Origin of the sequence: Mesorhizobium sp. M0227, from assembly GCF_040321855.1 — a bacterium.
In the GTDB taxonomy this organism is placed as follows: Bacteria; Pseudomonadota; Alphaproteobacteria; order Rhizobiales; family Rhizobiaceae; genus Mesorhizobium.
In genome coordinates this window covers 38,731-58,508 of the sequence record NZ_JAMYSJ010000009.1, presented here as the reverse complement: position 1 = coordinate 58,508, position 19,778 = coordinate 38,731, and the positions used below count along the sequence as shown (strand labels likewise).

General features: G+C 63.1%; 19 protein-coding genes. 13 read left to right on the top strand and 6 right to left on the bottom strand.

The features are described from left to right. Positions 1-30: 30 nt before the first annotated feature. Positions 31-993, bottom strand: a complete 963-nt coding sequence (locus NKJ00_RS14565; protein WP_023810491.1) for an RgsD C-terminal domain-containing protein — start codon at positions 991-993, stop codon at positions 31-33. A 153-nt stretch (positions 994-1,146) separates the two neighbouring features. Between NKJ00_RS14565 and NKJ00_RS14560 the strand changes: the two genes are divergently transcribed. Continuing rightward, positions 1,147-1,731, top strand: a complete 585-nt coding sequence (locus tag NKJ00_RS14560) for a nitroreductase family protein (RefSeq protein ID WP_352630177.1) — start codon at positions 1,147-1,149, stop codon at positions 1,729-1,731. Beyond that, positions 1,732-2,340 carry a flavin reductase family protein gene (locus NKJ00_RS14555; protein WP_352610673.1) on the top strand — a complete coding sequence of 203 codons (609 nt, stop codon included), beginning with the start codon at positions 1,732-1,734 and terminating at the stop codon, positions 2,338-2,340. Here NKJ00_RS14555 and NKJ00_RS14550 read toward each other — a convergent pair. Next, positions 2,337-3,068, bottom strand: a complete 732-nt coding sequence (locus NKJ00_RS14550) for a TetR/AcrR family transcriptional regulator (RefSeq protein ID WP_352552891.1) — start codon at positions 3,066-3,068, stop codon at positions 2,337-2,339. The genes NKJ00_RS14555 and NKJ00_RS14550 overlap by 4 nt on opposite strands. A gap of 108 nt (positions 3,069-3,176) precedes the next feature. Here NKJ00_RS14550 and NKJ00_RS14545 point away from each other — a divergent pair, with 108 nt between their 5' ends. After that, positions 3,177-3,851: a methyltransferase family protein gene (locus tag NKJ00_RS14545; RefSeq protein ID WP_023810495.1), complete on the top strand. Its 675-nt coding sequence runs from the start codon at positions 3,177-3,179 to the stop codon at positions 3,849-3,851. Positions 3,852-3,858: 7 nt separating this feature from the next. Here NKJ00_RS14545 and NKJ00_RS14540 read toward each other — a convergent pair whose 3' ends face one another. Further along, a complete protein-coding gene (locus NKJ00_RS14540; RefSeq protein ID WP_352610676.1) occupies positions 3,859-4,740 on the bottom strand; it encodes an HpcH/HpaI aldolase/citrate lyase family protein in 882 nt (293 codons plus the stop codon). 3 nt (positions 4,741-4,743) lie between these two features. After that, positions 4,744-5,196 carry a MaoC family dehydratase gene (locus tag NKJ00_RS14535; RefSeq protein WP_352610677.1) on the bottom strand — a complete coding sequence of 151 codons (453 nt, stop codon included), beginning with the start codon at positions 5,194-5,196 and terminating at the stop codon, positions 4,744-4,746. 150 nt (positions 5,197-5,346) lie between these two features. Here NKJ00_RS14535 and NKJ00_RS14530 point away from each other — a divergent pair, with 150 nt between their 5' ends. Next, positions 5,347-6,471 (top strand): DUF2336 domain-containing protein, encoded by a 1,125-nt coding sequence (locus tag NKJ00_RS14530; protein WP_352610678.1) that lies wholly within the window; start codon positions 5,347-5,349, stop codon positions 6,469-6,471. Here the strand turns inward: NKJ00_RS14530 and NKJ00_RS14525 are convergent. Together NKJ00_RS14525 and parE are read right to left on the bottom strand one after the other, a co-directional pair. Then, positions 6,468-8,534, bottom strand: coding sequence for an FUSC family protein (locus tag NKJ00_RS14525; protein ID WP_352610680.1), 2,067 nt, complete (start codon positions 8,532-8,534; stop codon positions 6,468-6,470). The two genes, NKJ00_RS14530 and NKJ00_RS14525, sit on opposite strands and share 4 nt — an antisense overlap. Before the next feature lie 45 nt (positions 8,535-8,579). After that, on the bottom strand, positions 8,580-10,637 hold the full coding sequence (gene parE, locus NKJ00_RS14520; RefSeq protein ID WP_023810500.1) for a DNA topoisomerase IV subunit B: 2,058 nt from the start codon (positions 10,635-10,637) through the stop codon (positions 8,580-8,582). Between the two features lie 229 nt (positions 10,638-10,866). On the opposite strand from parE, the gene cpaB reads away from it, so the two are divergent. From cpaB to NKJ00_RS14475, 9 genes are all read left to right on the top strand, one after another. Then, positions 10,867-11,793 carry a Flp pilus assembly protein CpaB gene (gene cpaB / locus NKJ00_RS14515; protein ID WP_352440243.1) on the top strand — a complete coding sequence of 309 codons (927 nt, stop codon included), beginning with the start codon at positions 10,867-10,869 and terminating at the stop codon, positions 11,791-11,793. 57 nt (positions 11,794-11,850) lie between these two features. Beyond that, positions 11,851-13,269: a type II and III secretion system protein family protein gene (locus NKJ00_RS14510; RefSeq protein WP_502895808.1), complete on the top strand. Its 1,419-nt coding sequence runs from the start codon at positions 11,851-11,853 to the stop codon at positions 13,267-13,269. A gap of 4 nt (positions 13,270-13,273) precedes the next feature. Beyond that, complete coding sequence (locus NKJ00_RS14505; RefSeq protein WP_128303365.1) at positions 13,274-13,543, top strand: hypothetical protein; 270 nt, start codon at positions 13,274-13,276, stop codon at positions 13,541-13,543. Positions 13,544-13,592: 49 nt separating this feature from the next. After that, entirely contained in the window at positions 13,593-14,807 is a 1,215-nt protein-coding gene (locus tag NKJ00_RS14500; protein ID WP_127297210.1) for a CpaE/TadZ family protein, read from the top strand. Then, the gene (locus NKJ00_RS14495; protein ID WP_352630173.1) at positions 14,804-16,228 is read left to right on the top strand and encodes a TadA family conjugal transfer-associated ATPase; all 1,425 of its coding nucleotides are present in this window, start codon (positions 14,804-14,806) and stop codon (positions 16,226-16,228) included. Before NKJ00_RS14500 ends, NKJ00_RS14495 begins: the two co-directional genes overlap by 4 nt. Positions 16,229-16,232: 4 nt before the next feature. Further along, positions 16,233-17,198: a type II secretion system F family protein gene (locus tag NKJ00_RS14490; protein ID WP_352630171.1), complete on the top strand. Its 966-nt coding sequence runs from the start codon at positions 16,233-16,235 to the stop codon at positions 17,196-17,198. 1 nt (position 17,199) lies between these two features. Next, on the top strand, positions 17,200-18,162 hold the full coding sequence (locus NKJ00_RS14485) for a type II secretion system F family protein (protein ID WP_127322803.1): 963 nt from the start codon (positions 17,200-17,202) through the stop codon (positions 18,160-18,162). 78 nt (positions 18,163-18,240) lie between these two features. Beyond that, positions 18,241-19,065, top strand: a complete 825-nt coding sequence (locus NKJ00_RS14480; RefSeq protein WP_023810508.1) for a PA3715 family protein — start codon at positions 18,241-18,243, stop codon at positions 19,063-19,065. 160 nt (positions 19,066-19,225) lie between these two features. Continuing rightward, positions 19,226-19,696, top strand: a complete 471-nt coding sequence (locus NKJ00_RS14475; RefSeq protein WP_023810509.1) for a hypothetical protein — start codon at positions 19,226-19,228, stop codon at positions 19,694-19,696. The last annotated feature ends 82 nt before the right edge of the window (positions 19,697-19,778 follow it).

Sequence of the window (19,778 nt, the reverse complement as noted above, 5' to 3'; positions counted from 1 at the left end):
TCTGGTAGGGATTGCGAACTGCAGTCTGGTCTAATCAGCGCCTTCCTCAGGGTCCATCGCCGCGGCCTCGGTGGCCAGAACCTCGATTTCCTGGTTCTGCCCGGCCACGACCGTAAAATCCTTCTGATAGATGCGGTCGCGGTTCTTGGCGATGATGGTGTAGTCGCCCTCGGCCAGCACCATAGAGGCGAAGGCGCCGACGGTTTCCTTGATCGGATCGCCGGACTCATTGAGCAGCGACCAAGACGTATCGGCGATCGCCTCGCCACCGGTCTCGCGCACCAGCTTCATCGTGATCTCGGCGGCGTGGTGCTCGACGGTGGCTTCGGTCAGCTTGCCGGCCTCGACGCGGATGTCGGAGCGGATGACCGCGTTGACCGCGCCATAGGTCGAGACGACATGGTAGATGCCGGCGTTGAGCCGCACGACACTGTTGGGCTCGACGTCGGGAATTATCAGCGCGCGGTCGCCATTGGCCTCGGCGGTGCCCTCGTAGATCGAAAAGCGCAGCTTCTTCGGTGGAATGCGCACGCCGCCGGACAGCACGGCGTCGAGCTTGAGGCCGCCGGCGTCGAGCACGAGGCTTTCGCGCTTGGCGTCCTTGCCGACAGTGATGCGCTTGGTGGCGCCGGCCCGGCCGTAGGAGGCGTGAACCAGATAGCTGCCAGGCTCGAGCTGGAAGACGGCGGTGCCGCCATGGGAGGAGGCGACCATCGGCAATTTGCCGTTGACGGCTTCGGGCTTGAAGACCCGCCAGACGATGCCGCGCGTGATGTCGGAACCCTTGTCGGTCAACTGGGCGGACAGCGTGATGGCGCCGCCGCCGCTTAGTGCCAGTGACGTCTCGCCTTTCGGCGTCGCGTAGCTCGAAATTCCCGGAAGCTTCAGGTCGCTGACACCGTCGACGTTCTGCGCCATGGCGTACGAAACCGGCGCCATGAACAGCAGGGCGCCGAGCCAGATCAGGAAAAGACGGACAGTCCCCTCAAACATGCCTTGCGTTGAAGCCCATGGCGGTGGCAATTTCAAGGCTTAAGAGTCCGATACGACTCTTCCGTCCGGCGTATCCCGCGCCAATGCCCGAGCCGCCCGAATTCCCGATGGTGCGCTTCAGCTCAAAACAGAATGTTCAGGAGACTTGCGCCCATGGCGTCGCCGATCATCGATTTCCTGCTGACCCGAAACTCCGCTCCGATCCCCGATCTGAAGGAGCCGGCGCCGAGCGATGCGGAGGTCGCGACGATGATCACTGCTGCTTCGCGGGTGCCCGACCATGGCCGATTGGAGCCCTGGCGCTTCATCGTCTACCGTGGCGACGCCCGCGCCGAGATCGGCAGGCAACTGGCAGCGCTTGCAGAGCAGCGGGAGGGCCCATTGCCGGAAGGCCGCCGCAATCAGGAACTGGCGCGGTTCTCACGCGCGCCGCTGGTGATCGGCGTCGTATCTATCCCCCGGGAGAATCCCAAAATCCCGCAATGGGAAATGTTCCTGTCGGGCGGCATGGCGGCGATGAACCTGATGATAGCAGCGAATGCGCTGGGCTATGGCACCAACATGATCAGCAACTGGTATTCGGATGTGCCGGAGGGCAGGACGCTGCTGGGGCTGGCGCCGCAGGAGCGCGTCGTCGGCTTCATCCATATCGGCTCCTATGCCGGCCCGGCACCGGAGCGGCCCCGGCCCGATCCGGCAAAGCTGTACAGTGACTATTCGGGGCCGTGGGCGGGCTGAATGTTCTACGAACCCTCAAAGGGCCACGGCCTGCCGCACGATCCATCGAAGGCGATCGTGGCGCCGCGTCCGATCGGCTGGATTTCGACGCTGAACGGAGCCGGTGAGATCAACCTTGCTCCATACTCCTTCTTCAATGCCGTTTCGACACGGCCGTTCATTGTCTGGTTCTCCTCCGAGGGCGAGAAGGACAGCGCCTCTTTCGCGCAGGAGACCGGTGAGTTCGTCGCCAATCTGGTCAGCCGCGATCTTGCGGAGAATATGAACCGCACATCGGTCAACGCACCGCGCGGCGTCAACGAGTTCGTCTATGCCGATCTTGCCATGGCGCCGTCGCGCTTGGTCGGGCCGCCGCGCGTGGCGGCAGCGCCGGCAGCACTCGAATGCCGGGTGACGGAAGTCTTTCGGCCAAAGGCGCTGGATGGATCGCCGACAAGCGCTGTGATTGTTGCCGGTGAGGTGGTCGGCGTGCACATCGACGACGCCTTCCTGACAGACGGCCTGTTCGACATCACCAAGGCCGGCAATGTCGCTCGTCTCGGCTATATGGACTATGCCAGCGTCGACGAGGTGTTTTCGATGCGCCGGCCGCGCTGGGACAAGGACTAGATATCAGGCTTGGCCAGCGCCTTGCCGGCACTCCTTCGCTGCCTGGCCGTCATGACGGTGCGCACATAGCCGGGCTCGCCGATCCGGATGCTTCCATCGGGCAGACCCAGTATGCGGTCGAGAGCGATCTCGTAGAGCCTGACGCGTTTCTCCAGGGCCTCGATCGCGATCTCCATGTCGGCGTCGCTGCCGCCGGCAATTGCCTTGGCAACGACGTCATGCGTGGCCATGCCGAACTGCATGACGATGTCGGCGACACCTTCCGGATCGAAGGTCCTGAAAGTGCCGTCTTCGATCCCTTGCCTGATGATCTTGACCAGCAGAGGTGAAAACGACGCGCTGGCGGCCAGATTGATACGGTGGAAAAGCACCAGATTCTCAGGCCGAAACATCGTCTCGAAAAGAGTCCAAGCTTCCGGCGCGGTCTCGATCTTGGCCCGCCGCGACTGGCTGAGCAGGCCATTCAGGCGGTCAAGCGGGTCTAGGCCCGGATCGTCGATTATGTCTTGCACGCCAGCCAGTGCCTGTCTTGCAAAGCGATCGGCCAAGGCTTCCAGAAGAGCCTCCTTGGAGGGGAAGTAGTGATAGAAGGCGCCCTTGGAGACGCCGGCGGACGCAATCACGTCGTTGAGGCTCGCTTTGTCATAGCCCTGCGTCAGAAAAAGCGTCTGGGCATGGTCCAGAAGTTCTTCTCGCCTGAACTCTGGATGCTTGATGACACGGGGCATGATGAACCTTCTGCACAGCTCGCTTGAATTACAGACCGTCGGTCGGTATGGTAGACCGATGGTCTAAAATTGCCAGCGCAAGTGAGCGGATATCATGAAAGGCCGATCATGATCGCGAAATTGGTCCTTCAAACATTCGTCTGGTTTGGCGCCATGGGCGCCTTGCTCTTCCTGTCGGCCGGCACGCTGCACTGGCCGGGGGCCTGGGTCTATCTGGTGGGGATGGTGGGGCTCAGTCTCACCTTGGGCGTGGCGCTGGCAAGGCGCGATCCCGGCCTGATGAATGAGCGGCTGAGTTCTCCCATCCAGAAGAATCAGGACACGGCCGACAAGGTCCTGCTGTCCATACTACTGTTCGCCATCTTTGGTTCGCAGATATTCATGGGGTTCGACGTCCGTTTCGGCTGGTCCGTGGTTCCCGTCTGGGTGCAGGTGGTCGGCGCGCTCGTCCTGCTGCTCGGAATCTGGATCTGCTATCTGACGATGCTGGAGAACAGTTTCGCGGCGCCCGTGGTGAGGATCCAGGATGAACGCGGACAACATGTGATCTCCACGGGGCCTTACAGCTACGTCCGCCATCCGATGTACGCCGGCGCCATCCTCTTCTTCGCCGGCACGGCACTTCTGCTTGGTTCCTGGTGGGGGCTGGCGTCGGTACTCGTGATCGTCGTTCTCCTGGCCATCCGCACCTTCATTGAAGAGAAGACGCTTCGCACCGGCTTGCGCGGCTATGACGACTATGTGGCCCGGGTCCGTTACCGCCTGATCCCGTTGGTTTGGTAGCAGGCGCTCAGGCGGAAACACCTGCCGCCTTTGCCCGCGCCAGAAGCCGCTCGGCTAGCCGCAGGTGCGGGCGGTCGAACATCCTGCCGTCGATGCTGACGACGCCGGGACTTCCCGCTGCCGCGAACGCGGCAACGATTGCCGCCGATTGTCTCACGGCGTCGACCGACGGCGTGAAGGCGGCGTTGATGACCGGCACCTGATCGGGGTGGATCGCCATCTTGCCGGTGAAGCCATCGCGCTCGGCCTCGGTGCATTCCGCTTCGAAGGCCGCCATGTCGCGAAAATTCGGGAAGACGGTGTCGATCGCCTCGACCTCCGCCGCACCGGCGGCAAGTATGGTCATGGTGCGAGCGTGACGGAACACGTCCGTGTAGCGGCCATGCTCGTCGCGGGCGCTGCGCGCGCCGATCGTCGCCGACAGGTCTTCAGCGCCCCAGGTGAGGCCGGCAAGCCGCGCGCTTGTCCCGGCATAGGTCGCCGCCGCGAGCACGCCTGCCGGCGTTTCTGTGATGATCGGCAGGATCTTGATCGCGCCGTCGGCCAAGCCGTTTTCGGCCTCGCGCACCCTGAGCTTTGCCGACAGGTGCTGCACATCCTGGCCGCTGTTCGACTTGGGCAGCATGATGCCGTCGGGTCGTGCCGGCACCAACGCCGCCAGATCGTCATCCGTCAGCGCGGTCGACAGGTCGTTGACCCTGACATAGATGGCTGAACTGGTTTGCGCCCTGCGTTCCAGGATGAAGCGCGCCGCCACCTCGCGTGCCAGCGCCTTGTTGCGAGGTGCCACGGAATCCTCGAGGTCGACGATGACCACGTCGGCGCCGACACCAAAACCCTTTTCCAGTTTCCTCTGGGAATCGCCAGGGATGAACAGCAGCGAACGCATGCGTCAGATCGCCTTCTTCAGCATAATCGCTTGCCTAGTGCATTTGGCGACGAGATCGCCATGCTGGTTGTAGGCGCGATGCTCGAATTCGACGATGCCGCGATCGGGTTTCGACCTGGACTCGCGCACCGAGATGACTGTCGTCTCAACGCGAATGGTGTCGCCATGGAAGACCGGATGCGGAAACACGGTCTCCTTCATGCCGAGATTGGCGACCGTGGTGCCGACTGTGATGTCATTGACCGAAATGCCGATCATCAGGCCGAGCGTGAACAGCGAGTTGACCAGCGGCTTGCCCCATTCGCTCTTGGCGGCGAAATCGAAGTCGATGTGCAGCGGCTGCGGGTTCAGCGTCATTACCGAAAACAGCATGTTGTCGCTTTCGGTAACGGTCTTGCGCAGCGTGTGCTGGAAGACATGGCCGACAACGAACTCTTCGAGATAAAGCCCGGCCATTTCTTTCTCCTCAGGTGCTTGACGGTGATAGGCGCTGCAAATCAGGCTCGCAAGCCAGTTAATGAACATGGTGAACGGTTCGTAAACCAATTCTGCCTACGGTCGTCAGTGGGGTCAGAAGCTTCTGACAAGAGGCGTAAGCAGGCGGGCATGGTTGTTGTTTCGCATTTCCTGAAATGGATCTACACGGCCAGGGTGTCGGAGCGTGCCGCGGCGGCGAGCGCTCTGGCCCGGGCCTATATCAATTCCGAATTGCCTTTCGAGGACCGTTGCGCCGCCGAGGCGGCGCTGACGCTGTTGCTCGACGATGCCTCGTCGAAGGTGCGGCTGGCGATGGCCGAGGCGCTGTCGATGAGCCACCACGCGCCAATGCAGATCATCAGCGTGCTGGCCTCCGACCAGCCGGAAGTCGCCGGCGTGGTGTTGGCGCGCTCGCCGCTGCTCACCGACGCCGACCTGATCAACCGCGTGGCTTCAAGTCCGAAGGCGACACAGAAATTGATCGCCGAGCGGCCACTCGTCTCGATGGCGCTGTCGGCGGCCATCGCCGAGATCGGCGAGGCGGACGCCTGCGCCGTGCTGCTCGCCAACAGCGGCGCCGACATCGCCTCGCTCAGCTTCCGCCGCATGGCCGAACGACATGGGCACCTGCCGCTGGTGCGCGAGGCGCTGATATCGGATATCAGGCTGCCGGCCGACTGCCGGCATATGCTGCTCGTCAAGCTTGGCGAAATGTTGAAAACGTCGCCACTGGTGATGGCGATGATGGGCGCGGCGCGAGCCGACCGCGTCATGCGCGACGCCTGCGTCAAGGCTTCCGTGACGCTGATCGAAGGCACGCGCCAGGAAGAACATGCGGCCCTGATCGAGCATCTCAGGCTGCGTGGCGACCTTACCGCGAGCTTTCTGATCCGCACCATCGCGCATGGCAAGGTGGATTTCTTCGGCTCGGCGCTGGTCGCGCTCAGCCAGCAGTCCGAACAAAGGGTAAGGGCGCTGCTGGCCGGTGGGCACGACGTGGCCTTGCAGGCGCTGTTCCGCAGCGCCGGACTCGCCGCAGTCACCCATGCCATCATCCTGCGTGCGCTGAAGATCTGGCGCGAGGTTGCCAACGGCAAGCGCATCGCCGGTGTGCAGGAGGTCAGCTGGCTGATGCTCAAGGAAGTGGGTGGGCAATCCGCCGAAGGCGATCTTGCCGCCTTGATCAAGTCGATCCATCTCGATGCGCTGCGCGAGAACGCGCGAGGCCACGCGCTGGCGATAGCGGCAGCTTAACCTTTATCCCTCGCGAAAAAGTCGGGGAAATCCTCCATCGCGGCGGCGATGATGCGCAGCGATGCCGCGATCTGCAGCAATTCGCTGGTGCCGTTTCGCTCGGCGATGTTCGCTGCGTACTGCCGGGCGACGGCGACGGTCGAGGTCTGCGGATCGCTGGGGGCGCGGAAAAGCAGTTCGCGCGCCAGTCCCCTCAGGAAGTTGGCGATCGAAAGCGCGGTCTCGGATGGAATGGCATGGCTTTGGCTTGCATCGCGCAGCCGAAGGACCTCCAGGCCGACGGTGACGGCGGCGACTCCGCCGCCCAGAACCGCATCGCCCTTCTGACCGGCATTCTGCACCAGCGGCATCAGCTGGTTGATGCGGTCGTAGGCGAGGCTCTCGAAGGCCGAACGTCTCGGCACGCGCTCATGCAGGCAAAGCCGCGCCAGATCCTCGCGCATGGCGCGCACGATGCGGTTGGCCGCGAGCCACGGATCGGCGGGCAGCACGACGATGAAGACACCGATCGCCAGCAGGATGCCGACCAGGATCGACGCCGAACCGGCGAAGAAGGGTCCGGGATCGTAGGTCATCGCCTGGTGCGGGCTCAGGAAGGCAAGGAAGTTGATGGCGAAGGCCGTCGCCACGCCGACATAGCGTGGATTGGCCATGGCCAGCGCCGTCGGTACAAGGATGGGCACGACAAACAGCATGAACCAGCCGAAGCCGGGCAGGGCAGGCAATGCGATCTGGCCGACGAGAAAGGCAAACGGCAGCGCCAGAAGCGTTCCCTTGAAGAAACCCCAGGCGACCTGCACAGGGTCGGGGCGAGCAGCAAACAGGCTCGATACGACAGCAACGAGAATGACCGTACCGGCCGCTTCCGACCATTTCGTCGTCAGCCAGAAGGCCGCGACCAGCAGCGTGGCAAGGGCAGCACGCAAGGCGTTACGCGATGCGCCGGCGTAATCGCGATGCACCACCAGCGCAGGCTGCCTGCTGCCCCGGGCCGGACGTGTGGCAGGCGCGCGCAAGGCGTCGAGGCCGCGCAGCACCTGCTTGAGCGCATCGGCGAAATCGGCGGCGATGGTCAGGCGGGTGATAGTGCCGACCCTGTCGTTGCCCTGGTCGGTCGAGGTATCGGGCATTTGCCGGGCGTTTCCGGCAATCGCATCGAGCCGAGCCATCCACAGCGCCGTATCGTCCAGCGCGCCGGGCTTGGTCGCCAGCTCGCCGACCAGCGATTGTAATTCCGAGCGCACCGGAATGAGCGCCGCATTCTTCGGGGCGGCGTGCGAATGCAGCGCGCGTGCCGCCGAGAGCGCGGAGAGCAGTTGTCCGATGGTGCGCCGGACTGGATGGGCGCGCGGCGCGAAGCTTGGCGCTTCGAGCCTGGCATAGGCGCGCATCTCGCCGAGCGTCTGGGCATCAGTGATCAGCTTTCGGTGCAGCGCGGACAGCGTTGCCGGGTCGCCGCCGGAGAACGCACCGCCGGCATAGGTGGCAAGATCAAGGATGCAGCGTTTCAGGCGCGAGACGATGGCGTCGCTGGCCAGTTTTGGCAGGATCAGGCGGCTGGTCAGGCCGGCGCAGACAATGCCAAGCACGATCTCGGCACAGCGCGCGACCGCGAGGTCGACGACGAGATGCGGCTGTCCGAAAGCGGGCAGGCCGATGATCATTGCGGTGTAGCCCGCGAGGGCGGCGCCATAGGCTTCCGGATTGCGCAGCAGCGACGAGACGAAGGTGCAGATGCCGATCCAGACGGCAAGCACCGTTACCAGCACCCAGGGGCTGGTGCCGCAAACGGTGGTGATGCCGATCGCGGCGATGCCGCCGACCAGCGTGCCGAGCAGCCGGTAGAAGCCCTTCGCCAGTACCATGCCGGCAACCGGCTGGGCGACGATGAACACCGTCATCATGGCCCATTGCGGATGGTCGAGCTTCAGCGCATAGGCGGCTAGCAGAGCGATCAGGCCAGCCGAAACAGTGCGCAGCGAGAAAATCCAGTCCGAACGCGTCGGTTGCGTCAAGCCGGCTAAACTCGTCTCGAAATAGCCTTTCAGCCGCGCCCAGGTCACATGCTCGTCTCCGCAACTGGAGCCTTGTTATGGACCGGCTGGTGGCTAGATATCCAGCACTTCCGTCTCGGCGAATTCGGCGCGTTCCTGGATGAAGCGGAAGCGGGCCTCCGGCTTGGTGCCCATCAATGCATCGACGGCGTCCTTGGTCGCCGCCTCGGCGTCGATCACATCGATCCGAAGCAGCGTGCGCTTCCTCGGATCCATGGTGGTTTCCTTGAGTTGGGCCGCCATCATCTCGCCCAGACCCTTGAAGCGGCCAAGCTCGACCTTGCCGCGCCCGGTAAATTCGGTGCGCATAAGCTCGTCCTTGTGCGCGTCATCCCGGGCATAGGCGACCTTGCCGCCTTGCCTGATCGAGTAAAGCGGCGGTACCGCCAGATAGAGGTGGCCACCACGCACCAGTGCCGGCATCTCCTGGTAGAAGAAGGTGATCAGCAGCGAGGCGATGTGGGCGCCGTCGACGTCGGCGTCGGTCATGATGATCACGCGATCATAGCGCAAATCCTCGTCGCGGTATTTCGACCGCGTGCCGCAGCCGAGCGCCTGGATCAGGTCCGAGATCTGCTGGTTGCCGGCAAGCTTGTCGTTGCCGGCGCTGGCAACGTTGAGGATTTTTCCGCGCAATGGCAACACCGCTTGGCTGGCGCGATCGCGCGCCTGCTTGGCCGAGCCGCCGGCCGAGTCGCCTTCGACGATGAACAGTTCAGCGCCGGCCGCGGCATTCTGCGTACAGTCGGCGAGCTTGCCCGGCAGCCGCAATTTGCGCACCGCGCTCTTGCGCGACACTTCCTTTTCCTGGCGCCGGCGTACCCGCTCGTCGGCGCGCGCGATCACCCATTCGAGCAGCTTCGAGGCTTCCTGCGGGTTGTCGGCCAGCCAATGGTCGAACGGGTCGCGGATCGCGGTCTCGACGATGCGGATCGCCTCGATCGTCGCCAGCCTGTCCTTGGTCTGGCCGACGAATTCCGGCTCGCGGATGAACACCGACAGCATGCCCGCCGCCGAGATCATGACGTCTTCCGAGGTGACGATCGAGGCGCGCTTGTTGCCGACGAGATCGGCATAGGCGCGCAGGCCCCGCGTCAGCACGTTGCGGAAGCCGGCCTCGTGTGTGCCGCCTTCGCCGGTCGGGATGGTGTTGCAGTAGGAATTGATGAAGCCGTCGCCGCCGAACCAGGTCACCGCCCATTCCAGCGACCCATGGCCGCCTTGTTTCTCGCTCTTGCCGGCGAAGATTTCGCGCGTCACCTGGAAGTCGTCGCCGAGCGATGCCTTGAGATAGTCCTTCAGGCCGCCGGGAAAATGGAATTCCGCCTTGGCCGGTGTCTGGTCCTTTTCCTTGATCAGCGACGGATCGCAGGTCCAGCGGATCTCGACACCACCGAACAGATAGGCTTTCGAGCGCGTCATGCGGTAGAGCCGCGCCGGTTCGAACGCCGCGCCCTTGCCGAAAATCTGCTCGTCGGGGTGGAAGCGGATCTTTGTGCCGCGCCGGTTGTGGACCTCGCCCAACTGTTCCAGCCCGGTCACGGGAACGCCGCGCGAGAATTTTTGCCGATAGAGTTGCCGTCCCCGCGCGACCTCGACCTCGAGATGGTCCGACAGCGCGTTGACCACGGACACGCCGACGCCATGCAGGCCGCCTGATGTCTCGTAAACCTTGGAGTCGAACTTGCCGCCCGAATGCAGCGTCGTCATGATCACTTCAAGCGCCGGCTTCTTGAACTTCGGGTGCGGATCGATCGGGATGCCGCGGCCATTGTCGGTCACGGCGAGATAGCCATCGGCCGAGAGCTCGACATCGATGAAGGTGGCATGGCCGGCCACCGCTTCGTCCATCGAATTGTCGATGACCTCGGCGAACAGATGGTGCATCGCCTTGTCGTCGGTGCCGCCGATATACATGCCTGGCCGTCGGCGCACCGGCTCCAGCCCTTCCAGCACCTCGATGTCGGCGGCGCTATAGCCCTCGCTGCCGTCCTTGGTCGAGGCAGGACGCTTGGTGGCTTGCACCACCAGTGGATCCGCAGGGCGCGCTGGCGCGCGAACCGGCTGCGGCTTGTTGTCGTCATTGCCGAAAAGATCGTCCATGCCTGCCATAGAGTCCGATGCTGCGAATCACCTCGCGATACTGCCACGCTTTTCAGCGCCAAGCGACCGAGGTTCCTGTTCCGTTCGGGGATATGGCCCCTCTTACTCCAAAACCATTCGATAACCAAGCCGGCGGAAATAGGTCCGATACCGCGGTGCAGGATTCCTGATTCTTTAACAATGCCGCCTAGGGTTAAGCCCAACAAAACAAGAAACTGCGGGCATCAGGGGTTTCGGCGTGAGGGGCAAGGCCATATCGATGATCGGCATCGCCGCCGTTTTCGGGGCGATCTCGATCTTTGCCGCGGATTTCTGGGTCAAAAGCCAGGCCAAGGCCGATTCCGAAGAGAAGACGTCGTCTATTCCGGCAGCTGTCGTGCCGAAGGTCGAGTTCAAGACCATCGTGGTGGCGAATGCCCCATTGCGCTACGGCATGGCGCTCGACCGCGCGCAGCTCAGCGAAATCCCGTGGTCGCAAGAGGCCGTGCCGCAGGGCGCCTTCACCACCATCAATGCGTTGCTTGCCGATGGCAGCCGCGTGGTGCTGTCGCCGATAGAGGTCAACGAACCGGTACTGCTGACCAAGCTGTCCGGTCCGAACGGCCGCGCGACACTCTCCAACATGATGACGCCCGGAATGCGGGCGGTCACCATCCGCACCGACGAGATAGCAGGTGTCGGCGGCTTCGTCACACCGGGCGACCGCGTTGATGTCGTGCTGACGCGCGATGCCGGCGAAATTCAGGAAGTGGCCAAGAATGCACAGGGCGCGGCCGGATCGACGGTCACCTCCGAGATTGTCGTTGCCGATGCCAAGGTGCTGAGCGTCGGGCAGGGTGCCGACGAGCGCCAGACGACGCCGCAGATTTCCAATTCGGTGACCATCGAGGTGACGACCGACGGCGCGCAGAAAGTGGCGCTGGCCCGCACTGTCGGTACGCTGTCGCTGTCGCTGCGCTCGGCCAGCGAAGGCGGCGACGGCAAGGGCGGCGTCACCACCATCTCTTCGTTCGGTGGATCGGCCGCCTCGAACGTGCAGGCCGCTGCCGGCTCGCTGTTCGATGCCGTGGTGAAAGAGCCGGAGAAGCCGAAATTCAAGACCGTCATCGTGACGCGCGGCACAACGGCCGAGGAATACCAGGTTCCTTCGCGGGACCAGAAATAAGCCAGTGGGGACTGGGTGAGGGACGGGACAATGTTCGGGCTGTTCACATATCGGGTCATGGGGCGGTTGCCCATTTTGCGTGCGGTGGCTGTCGTGTCTTCGCTGGCTGCTGCCGCGATGCTGGCCTTCGGCGCCTCGGCGAGAGCTGACAACGACATCGTCTATGTGTCGTCGACCAAGAATGCATCGATCAAGGTCGCCAAGGGCAAGCCGAAGACGATCATGACCAGTGCCGCCTTCTACCAGATCGTGATCGGCGATCCGGAAATCGCCAACGTCAATCCGCTGACCGACAAATCCTTCTATGTGCTCGGCAACAATCTCGGCACCACCGGCATTGCGCTGTTCGACGAGAAAAAGCAGCTTGTCGGCACCGTCGACATCGAGGTGACGCTCGACACAGACCAGTTGGCCAGCACCATTCGGGCCAGCGTGCCGGATGCCAGGATCAAGGTCGGATCGGCCAATGGCCGGGTCGTGCTGTCGGGCGAGGCCGATGATGCCGTCGCCGCCGAAAAGGCAAACAAGATCGCGACGCGCTTTTCCGGTGCCGAGGAGGTGATCAACTCGGTCAACATCTCGTCGTCGCAGCAGGTCCAGCTCAACGTCCGCTTTGTCGAAATCAACCGCCAGGCGGGCCAGGATCTCGGCGCCAAATACGCCGCCAATTTCGCCTATGGCATGGGTGGCCGCGACGTCACGCTGCCGGCCGGATCGATACAGGGCGCGGGAACAGGCGAGATCATCGGCAAGCTGCTGTCGAATGGCGTCTCCATCGATATCGCCATCAAAGCGCTGGAAGAGCGCGGCTTGGCGCGGCGGCTGGCCGAGCCGAACCTGATCGCCCGGTCCGGCCAGACGGCGAGCTTCCTCGCCGGCGGCGAGTTCCCGATCCCGGTCTCCGAGGACGACGGCAAGATCTCGGTCAGCTACAAGAAGTACGGCGTCAGCCTGGATTTCACGCCGACGGTTCTGAAGGACGGGCTGGTCAGCCTGGACATCGCGCCGGAAGTCTCCTCGATCGACGCGTCTGCCTCCTACAACATAGGCAGCATTTCGGTGCCCGGTTTCATCGTGCGCCGTGCCAGGACATCGGTCGACCTGAAGAACGGCCAGAGCTTCATGATCGCCGGATTGCTGCAGTCGCAGAACGACATCACCACGTCGCGCATTCCCGGCCTCGGCAAGATGCCGGTGCTTGGAGCGCTGTTCTCGTCGAAATCCTATCAGCGGCGCGAGACCGACCTCGTCATCATCGTCACGCCCTATCTGGTCAAGCCGGTCGATCCGTCGAAGAAGCTCGTCGAGCCGACAGATGGCACGCAGCCGGCCAGCAACGCCGATTATTTTCTCAACAACACCGAGGAAGTGAAGGGCGCCGATACCGGTCGCACCGTGGCGCTGGCAGACGGCCGCGTCACTCAACCTGCAGCGGCCGCTTCGGCTGGGCATTTCCTCGACCTGCCGAAGGATTGAAGCCATGCGTCTGGTCTTTGGATCGAGCGTCGCCTTGCTGCTGGCCGGCTTTACCGCTGGCTGCACCAGCGACGACTATGTGCGCAGCGAAGGGCCGACGGCCGGCGCCGGAAATGCGCAGGCCGCCAACACCGTCATGCAGATGGTCGATCCCTGGAAATACGGGGTCCAGAACACCAGGCTCCTGGTGCCGGCCCAACGAGGCAGTGCCGCGGCCGTAACACCCGATCAGGCGGCCGGTGCCAAGGCGTCGCAGTCCAGCACGACCAATTGATCCCACGGGCAACTGATCCAACGGTCGATCGACCTGACAGGCTGACAGAATGGCAAACGGCATCAAGACCAGGAAGATCCTGCTCGTATCGACCGACAGGACGTTTGCGCAGGACACGCGCACCGCGTTTTCCGCCTCCGAGATCATACAGCTCTCGACAGTGGAGAAGAACGTTACCGAGTTGCGCGGCGAGATCCAGGAAGCCGACTTCGGCGCCATCATCGTCGACATGGATGCGGCAAGGCTGGAGGAGGTCGAGTCGCTGCAGCGCATCATGCGCCGGCTGGAGGACAAGGTTCCTGTCGTCGTCGTCACCCAGGAGTTCAACGCCGCCGCGGTGCGCATTCTCGTGCAGCTCAAGGTCGCGGATTTCCTGGTCAAGCCGATCACCACCGCCGATCTGGTGCGCTCTGTCGTGCGGGCACTGCAGGGACCCGGGCGCGAGGAAAACAGCGAGTCGCAGATCTACACCTTCATGCCTGCCGCGGGCGGCGTCGGCACCACCACGCTGGCGCTGCAGACCGCTTTCCAGCTGCATCACTCGGTGACGCGCGGCGCCTCGACCTGCGTCGTCGATCTCAATTTCCAGCAGGGCGCCTGTGCCGAATATCTCGACCTCGAACCGCGTTTCGACATCACCGAGATCGAGAACCAGCCCGAGCGTCTCGACCGGCAACTGCTCGACGTGATGCTGTCCAAGCATGCCAGCGGGCTGTGCGTGCTGGCGGCACCGGCGCATCCGGCAGAGATGCGCTCGTTCAAGACTGATGTCGTGGTGCGCATGCTGGACCTCGTTTCGGCCTATTTCGACAATGTCGTCATCGACATGCCACGCACCTGGTTTCCATGGACGGAAACCGTGCTGCTCGGTTCCAACAAGCTCTACATCGTCGCGGAAATGACGGTGCCGTGCCTGCGCCACACGCAGCGGCTGATCCAGGCGGTCTACGAGACTGCCGGCAAGGAAGTGAAGCCGAACGTCATCGTCAACCGTTTCGAACAGAAGATGTTCGACAACGGCATCAAGCAGGCGGACGTCCAGGAAATTCTCGGCGAGCATTTCGTCGGCGGCATCGCCAACAACTACCGGCTGGTGCGCGAAGCGGTCGATCGCGGCGTGCCGCTGCACGAGATCGATCCGAACGCCAATGTCATCAACGACCTGAAGAAGATCATCCTGCCGGAAGAAGCGGTCCCAACCCGCGCGAAATCGCGCTCGCTGTTTGGCATGGGCCGTGGATTGCTGAAGAGGAAAGCCGGATGACCAGCCGCTTCTCCGCCCTGCAGAACCGAGATGCGCGTCCGCAGCAGCGCGCGCCTGAGACGACGCCGGTCGCCCATCATGCCGTCGTCATTCCGACCAGCCGAAAGGCTTTGCCGGCAAAGCCGGACACAGCGCCGGCAAAGAATGCCAACAAGGTGCTCGATGCGCGCGTGCGTATCCACCGGCTGCTGCTCGAAGAGATCAATCTTGTCGCGCTGGAGCGTTTACCGAAGGATGAGATGCGCCGGCAAGTGCATGATTTCGTGTCGGAAAAGACCAAGCAGGAGCGGATGGCGATCAACACCGTCGAGCTTGACGCGCTGGTCGACGACATCGTCGACGAGATGGTCGGCCTCGGTCCGCTCGAGCCGCTGCTCAAGGACCCCGACATCAACGACATCCTGATCAACGGCCACATGAACTGCTTTGTCGAAAAGAAGGGCAAGCTGCAGCCGGTCCACATTCCGTTCAAGGACGAGGCGCATCTCCTGCGCATCGTCAACAAGATCGTCGCCGCGGTCGGTCGTCGCGTAGACGAATCGCAGCCGATGGTCGACGCCCGCATGCTGGACGGCTCGCGCTTCAACGCGGCCATCCGCCCGGTTGCGGTCGATGGGCCGCTGGTGTCGATCCGCAAGTTTTCCAAGAACAAGCTCGGCCTGCACAAACTAGTCGAATTCGGCGCCATCACCCAGAACATGGCCGAAGTGCTGGCGGCGGCCGTGCATGCCCGCAAGACGACGATCATTTCGGGCGGCACCGGCACCGGCAAGACGACCATGCTCAATGCGCTGTCGGCCTTCATTCCGGAAGACGAGCGGCTGATCACCATCGAGGACGCGGCCGAACTCCAGTTGCAGCAGCCGCATGTCGCGCGCATGGAGACACGTCCCGCCAACATCGAAGGCCATGGCGAGCTGAAGCAGCGCGACCTCGTCAAGAATGCGCTGCGCATGCGCCCCGACCGCGTCATCCTCGGCGAGTGCCGCGGCGAGGAGGCATTCGACATGCTGCAGGCGATGAACACCGGCCACGAAGGGTCGATGGCGACCATCCATGCCAACACGCCGCGCGACGCCATTTCGCGGCTCGAGCAGATGCTTGGCATGACCGGCATGCCGATGACGGTGCAGTCGATCCGCAGCCAGATCGCCAGCGCGCTCGACCTGATCGTTCAGCTGACGCGCCTGTCCGACGGCAAGCGCAAGGTGACCAGTGTCGCCGAGGTGACCGGCATGGAAGGAGATGTCATCCAGATGCAGGAGATCTTCCGCTTTGTGCGCACCGGCATGGAGGCCGACGGCAAGATTCTGGGGCACTACGAGGCGACCGGCATCCGGCCGCGGTTCCTCGAGGATCTGCGCGCCATGGGCATCGAGTTCCCCGGGCGATATTTCGAACCCGGCCGGCCGCAGGAGTAGCCAAGTGTTCGACGGGCTCAGCGCGATCTATGTCGTCTATGCCGCGGCTGCACTGACCGGCATCCTGATCGCTGAGGCCTGCTACCTGCTTTATGCCGGCCGCAGCGACAAGCGCACCGCCATCAACCGGCGCATGAAGCTGCAGGAAAACAAGATCAGCCAGGAGCAGGTGCTCGTCCAGCTGCGCAAGGAGCGGGGCCTTGACGCGGGCACGCCGCTGTTTTCGCCGGACCGGTTCCGCGCTCTGCGAATCCAGTCGGGCATGATCATGCCGCTGTCGAAATTCCTGATGATCACCTGCGGCGTGGCATTCGCCGCTGGTCTGGTCGCCATCTGGTACGGCTTGCCACCGCTGATGGGGCTTGTGCTGTTTGTGGTGCTTGTGCCGGTGCTGCCAGTGATGACGCTGCGCTTCAAGCGCAAGCGCCGGGTGAAGCGGTTCGGCATGCAATTGCCGGAGGCGCTGGAACTGATCACGCGTGGCCTGAAGGCCGGCCATCCGGTGCCGGTGGCGATCGCCATGGTGGCGCGCGAGATGCCCGACCCGATCGGCACCGAGTTCGGCGTCATCGCCGACGAGGTGACCTATGGCTCCGATCTGGTTTCGGCGTTGAACTCGCTGTTCGACCGGGTCGGCCAGGAGGATCTGCCGCTGTTCGTCACCGCCGTCTCGATCCAGACCAGTTCGGGCGGCAATCTGCGCGAGATCCTCGATGGCTTGGCGACGACGATCCGCGAGCGCGGCAAGCTGCGCCGCAAGGTGCGCGCAATTGCGACAGAAGGCCGGATGTCGGCCTACATACTGACGGCGGTGCCGGCGTTGCTGTTCACCGCCATCATGGCGCTGATGCCGGGCTTCTACAGCGACGTCTGGGGCGAGGCGAAAACCTGGTACCTGCTCGGTGGGTCTATCACCTGGCTGATGCTGGGCAATCTGATGATGTTCAAGATGTCGAATTTCAAGTTCTGACATGCAGGGCTTCATCGAATTCCTCGCCTCGCTTGCACCGACCTCGTTGATGCCGGTGGCCATCCTGCTGCTGGCGGCGGGTGCTGCCGCTGTTGCCTGGCCTGTTGTCATGGCGAAGGGCGACCGCAACGAGGTCATGCGCCGGCTCAGGGTCGACAACGGTCCCGTGGCCGCCAAACCAGAGCCGGTGCAGAAGAAGAATACCGGCGTCGTGCGCGAGAAGGCGGTGAAGCGGGCGCAAGAATTCTACGCCAGGAGCGATCCGGAAAATGTCGCCCGGCTGCGCATGAAGCTCATCCAGGCGGGCTACATGGAGCCGCGTGCTGTCGGCACGTTCTTCCTGATCCGGTTCAGCGCGATGATCGGCACGGCAATCGGTGTGTTTGTGCTCAACCGGTGGATGGCCAGCCCGGACGCGACGATGGCCAGCCGCTGGACCTTCGTCATCCTGTCGGGAGCGGCCGGCTATTTCCTGCCCGGCCTGGTGCTGAGCCAGAAAGTGCGGGAACGCAGGCGTGAGTACCGCAACGGCTTTCCCGATTTCATGGACCTGATGATTGTCTGCTCGGATGCCGGAATGAGCATGGAGGCCGGCATAGAGCGCGTCTCCAAGGAACTTGCCAAGACCTATCCCGCGCTCAGCCAGAACCTGCAGCTGGTGTCGTTGGAGCTGAGGGCAGGGCGCAGCCTTGACGATGCGCTGAAGGCGCTCGCCGACCGCCTCAGCCTGGACGAGGTGCGTTCCTTCGCCACGCTGCTGCAGCAGTCCAAGGAACTCGGCACCAGCCTGTCGGGGGCGCTGCGCGTCTTCTCCGACGACATGCGCCACAAGCGTATGTCGTTGGCCGAGGAAAAGGCGCACGCTCTGCCGGCCAAGATGTCGGTGCCGGTGGTTGTGTGCATCCTGCCGGTAGTGCTGATGATCGCGGCCATTCCAGTCATCGTCAAAATGACGGCGCACTAGCGAGCGCTTCACAAAAGCCCTAGCAAGGGGCTGACAACCATTGTTCTGACCGAACCCGGCTTTGCAGGTGAGAAGTCCATGCTGCTGCGCACTCTCTTGCTCGGCCTTGCCGCGGCCAGCCTGTCGCCCGCCTGGGCCGTGGCCGACGATTGCGGCGATGCCGCCGCCTTGGTGCAGCAGGCCTATCCCAAAGCTCGAAAGAACGCCGACGGCACCTCGTTCACGCTCGAACCCCACACCAGCATCGCCCTGACATTCGCGTATGGCGATCCGCCGGGGCTGGTTTGCAAGATCTGGCCCGCCCATGACGACCTGCTGTTGGTCGCAGTGCCGCTGATGGAGGGGTCCCAACCCAGCGACTACGCGCATGCCGGCGATATCGAGCTTTTGATTGTCGACAGGAAGAGCCGGCAGGTGCGCCAGCGCTTGCTCCAGCCCGGGCTGATGAATGATGATGCCATCGCCATCCGCAAGGTCGAACTTGATACCGGCCGCTATGCGCTGGCGCCCGATGTTACTGCCTTTGGCCTGCGCATCGAAATGGCGAACAATTCGCTGCCTAATCCCTTCAGTGAAACCGACCTGCGGCTCTATGCCGTCGATGGCGATTCCCTGAGGATGGTGCTCGATGGCCTGGTCGTGGGCGGCAATGGCGGCGAGGGCGATACCAATTGCGCCGGATACTTTCATACTAGTCGGGTTAGCCTGGCGATGAGCCCGGCCAAACATCATGGCTACCACGACATAACGGTGGTCGAGCAAATGGATACTGACAATCCGTTGCCCGACAAGGATGGCGAGTGCCAGTCCCATCCCGGCAAGTCCGTGAGCCAAACCTACCGGCTGCGCTATGATGGCAGCCGGTATACGGCTCCTGCGGGGCTCAAAGCCCTGGAGCCGTGAGGACGCCGCTGGCTGCGACTGAAGCAGCGTGGCCTGGTGGTTAATGGCTGGTGTGCCCGAAACCAAATTTTGGTGACGTTTCGGCACCAAAGTTTAAGCGTCGCTGATATAATGTGTTTCCTGAAGAACGACCCGGCAAATCGGGCGATGAGGCAGGGGCATGCGTCACAGTAACTTCACGGCAATGGCCGCGATTTCGGCCGTCTTGATGATGTCTGGCTGTACAACGGGCGGCGTCGACACCACCAAGACCACCGCCATCCAACCGGCGGCAAAGGACATCGACACCTCCGATCTGGCGCAAGGCAAGGCGCAGTTTCGCGACGCCAATTACGGCCTCGCCGAAAAGCACTTCCGCAAGGCCGTCGAGTTGAAGGCCGACAATGCGGAGGCCTGGATGGGGCTCGCTGCTTCCTATGATGAACTCGGCCGCTTCGACTTCGCCGACCGTGCCTACGGCCAGCTTTTGAAAGTCGCCGGCCGCAAGCCGCAGATCGTCAACAACATGGGCTATTCGCAACTGCTGCGCGGCAATCGCAAGAAGGCCAAGGCGCTGCTGCTCGAAGCGAAGGCCGGCATGGCCGATCCCACCGTCGTCAACGCCAACCTCGCTCTCTTGAACAAGGGTTGACCTCGCGTCGTCCAAGGGTCCGGTTTCGGGACACATGGCATCGAACGTTTTGTAAACCCTATCCGTAGGTTGCATCGATAGA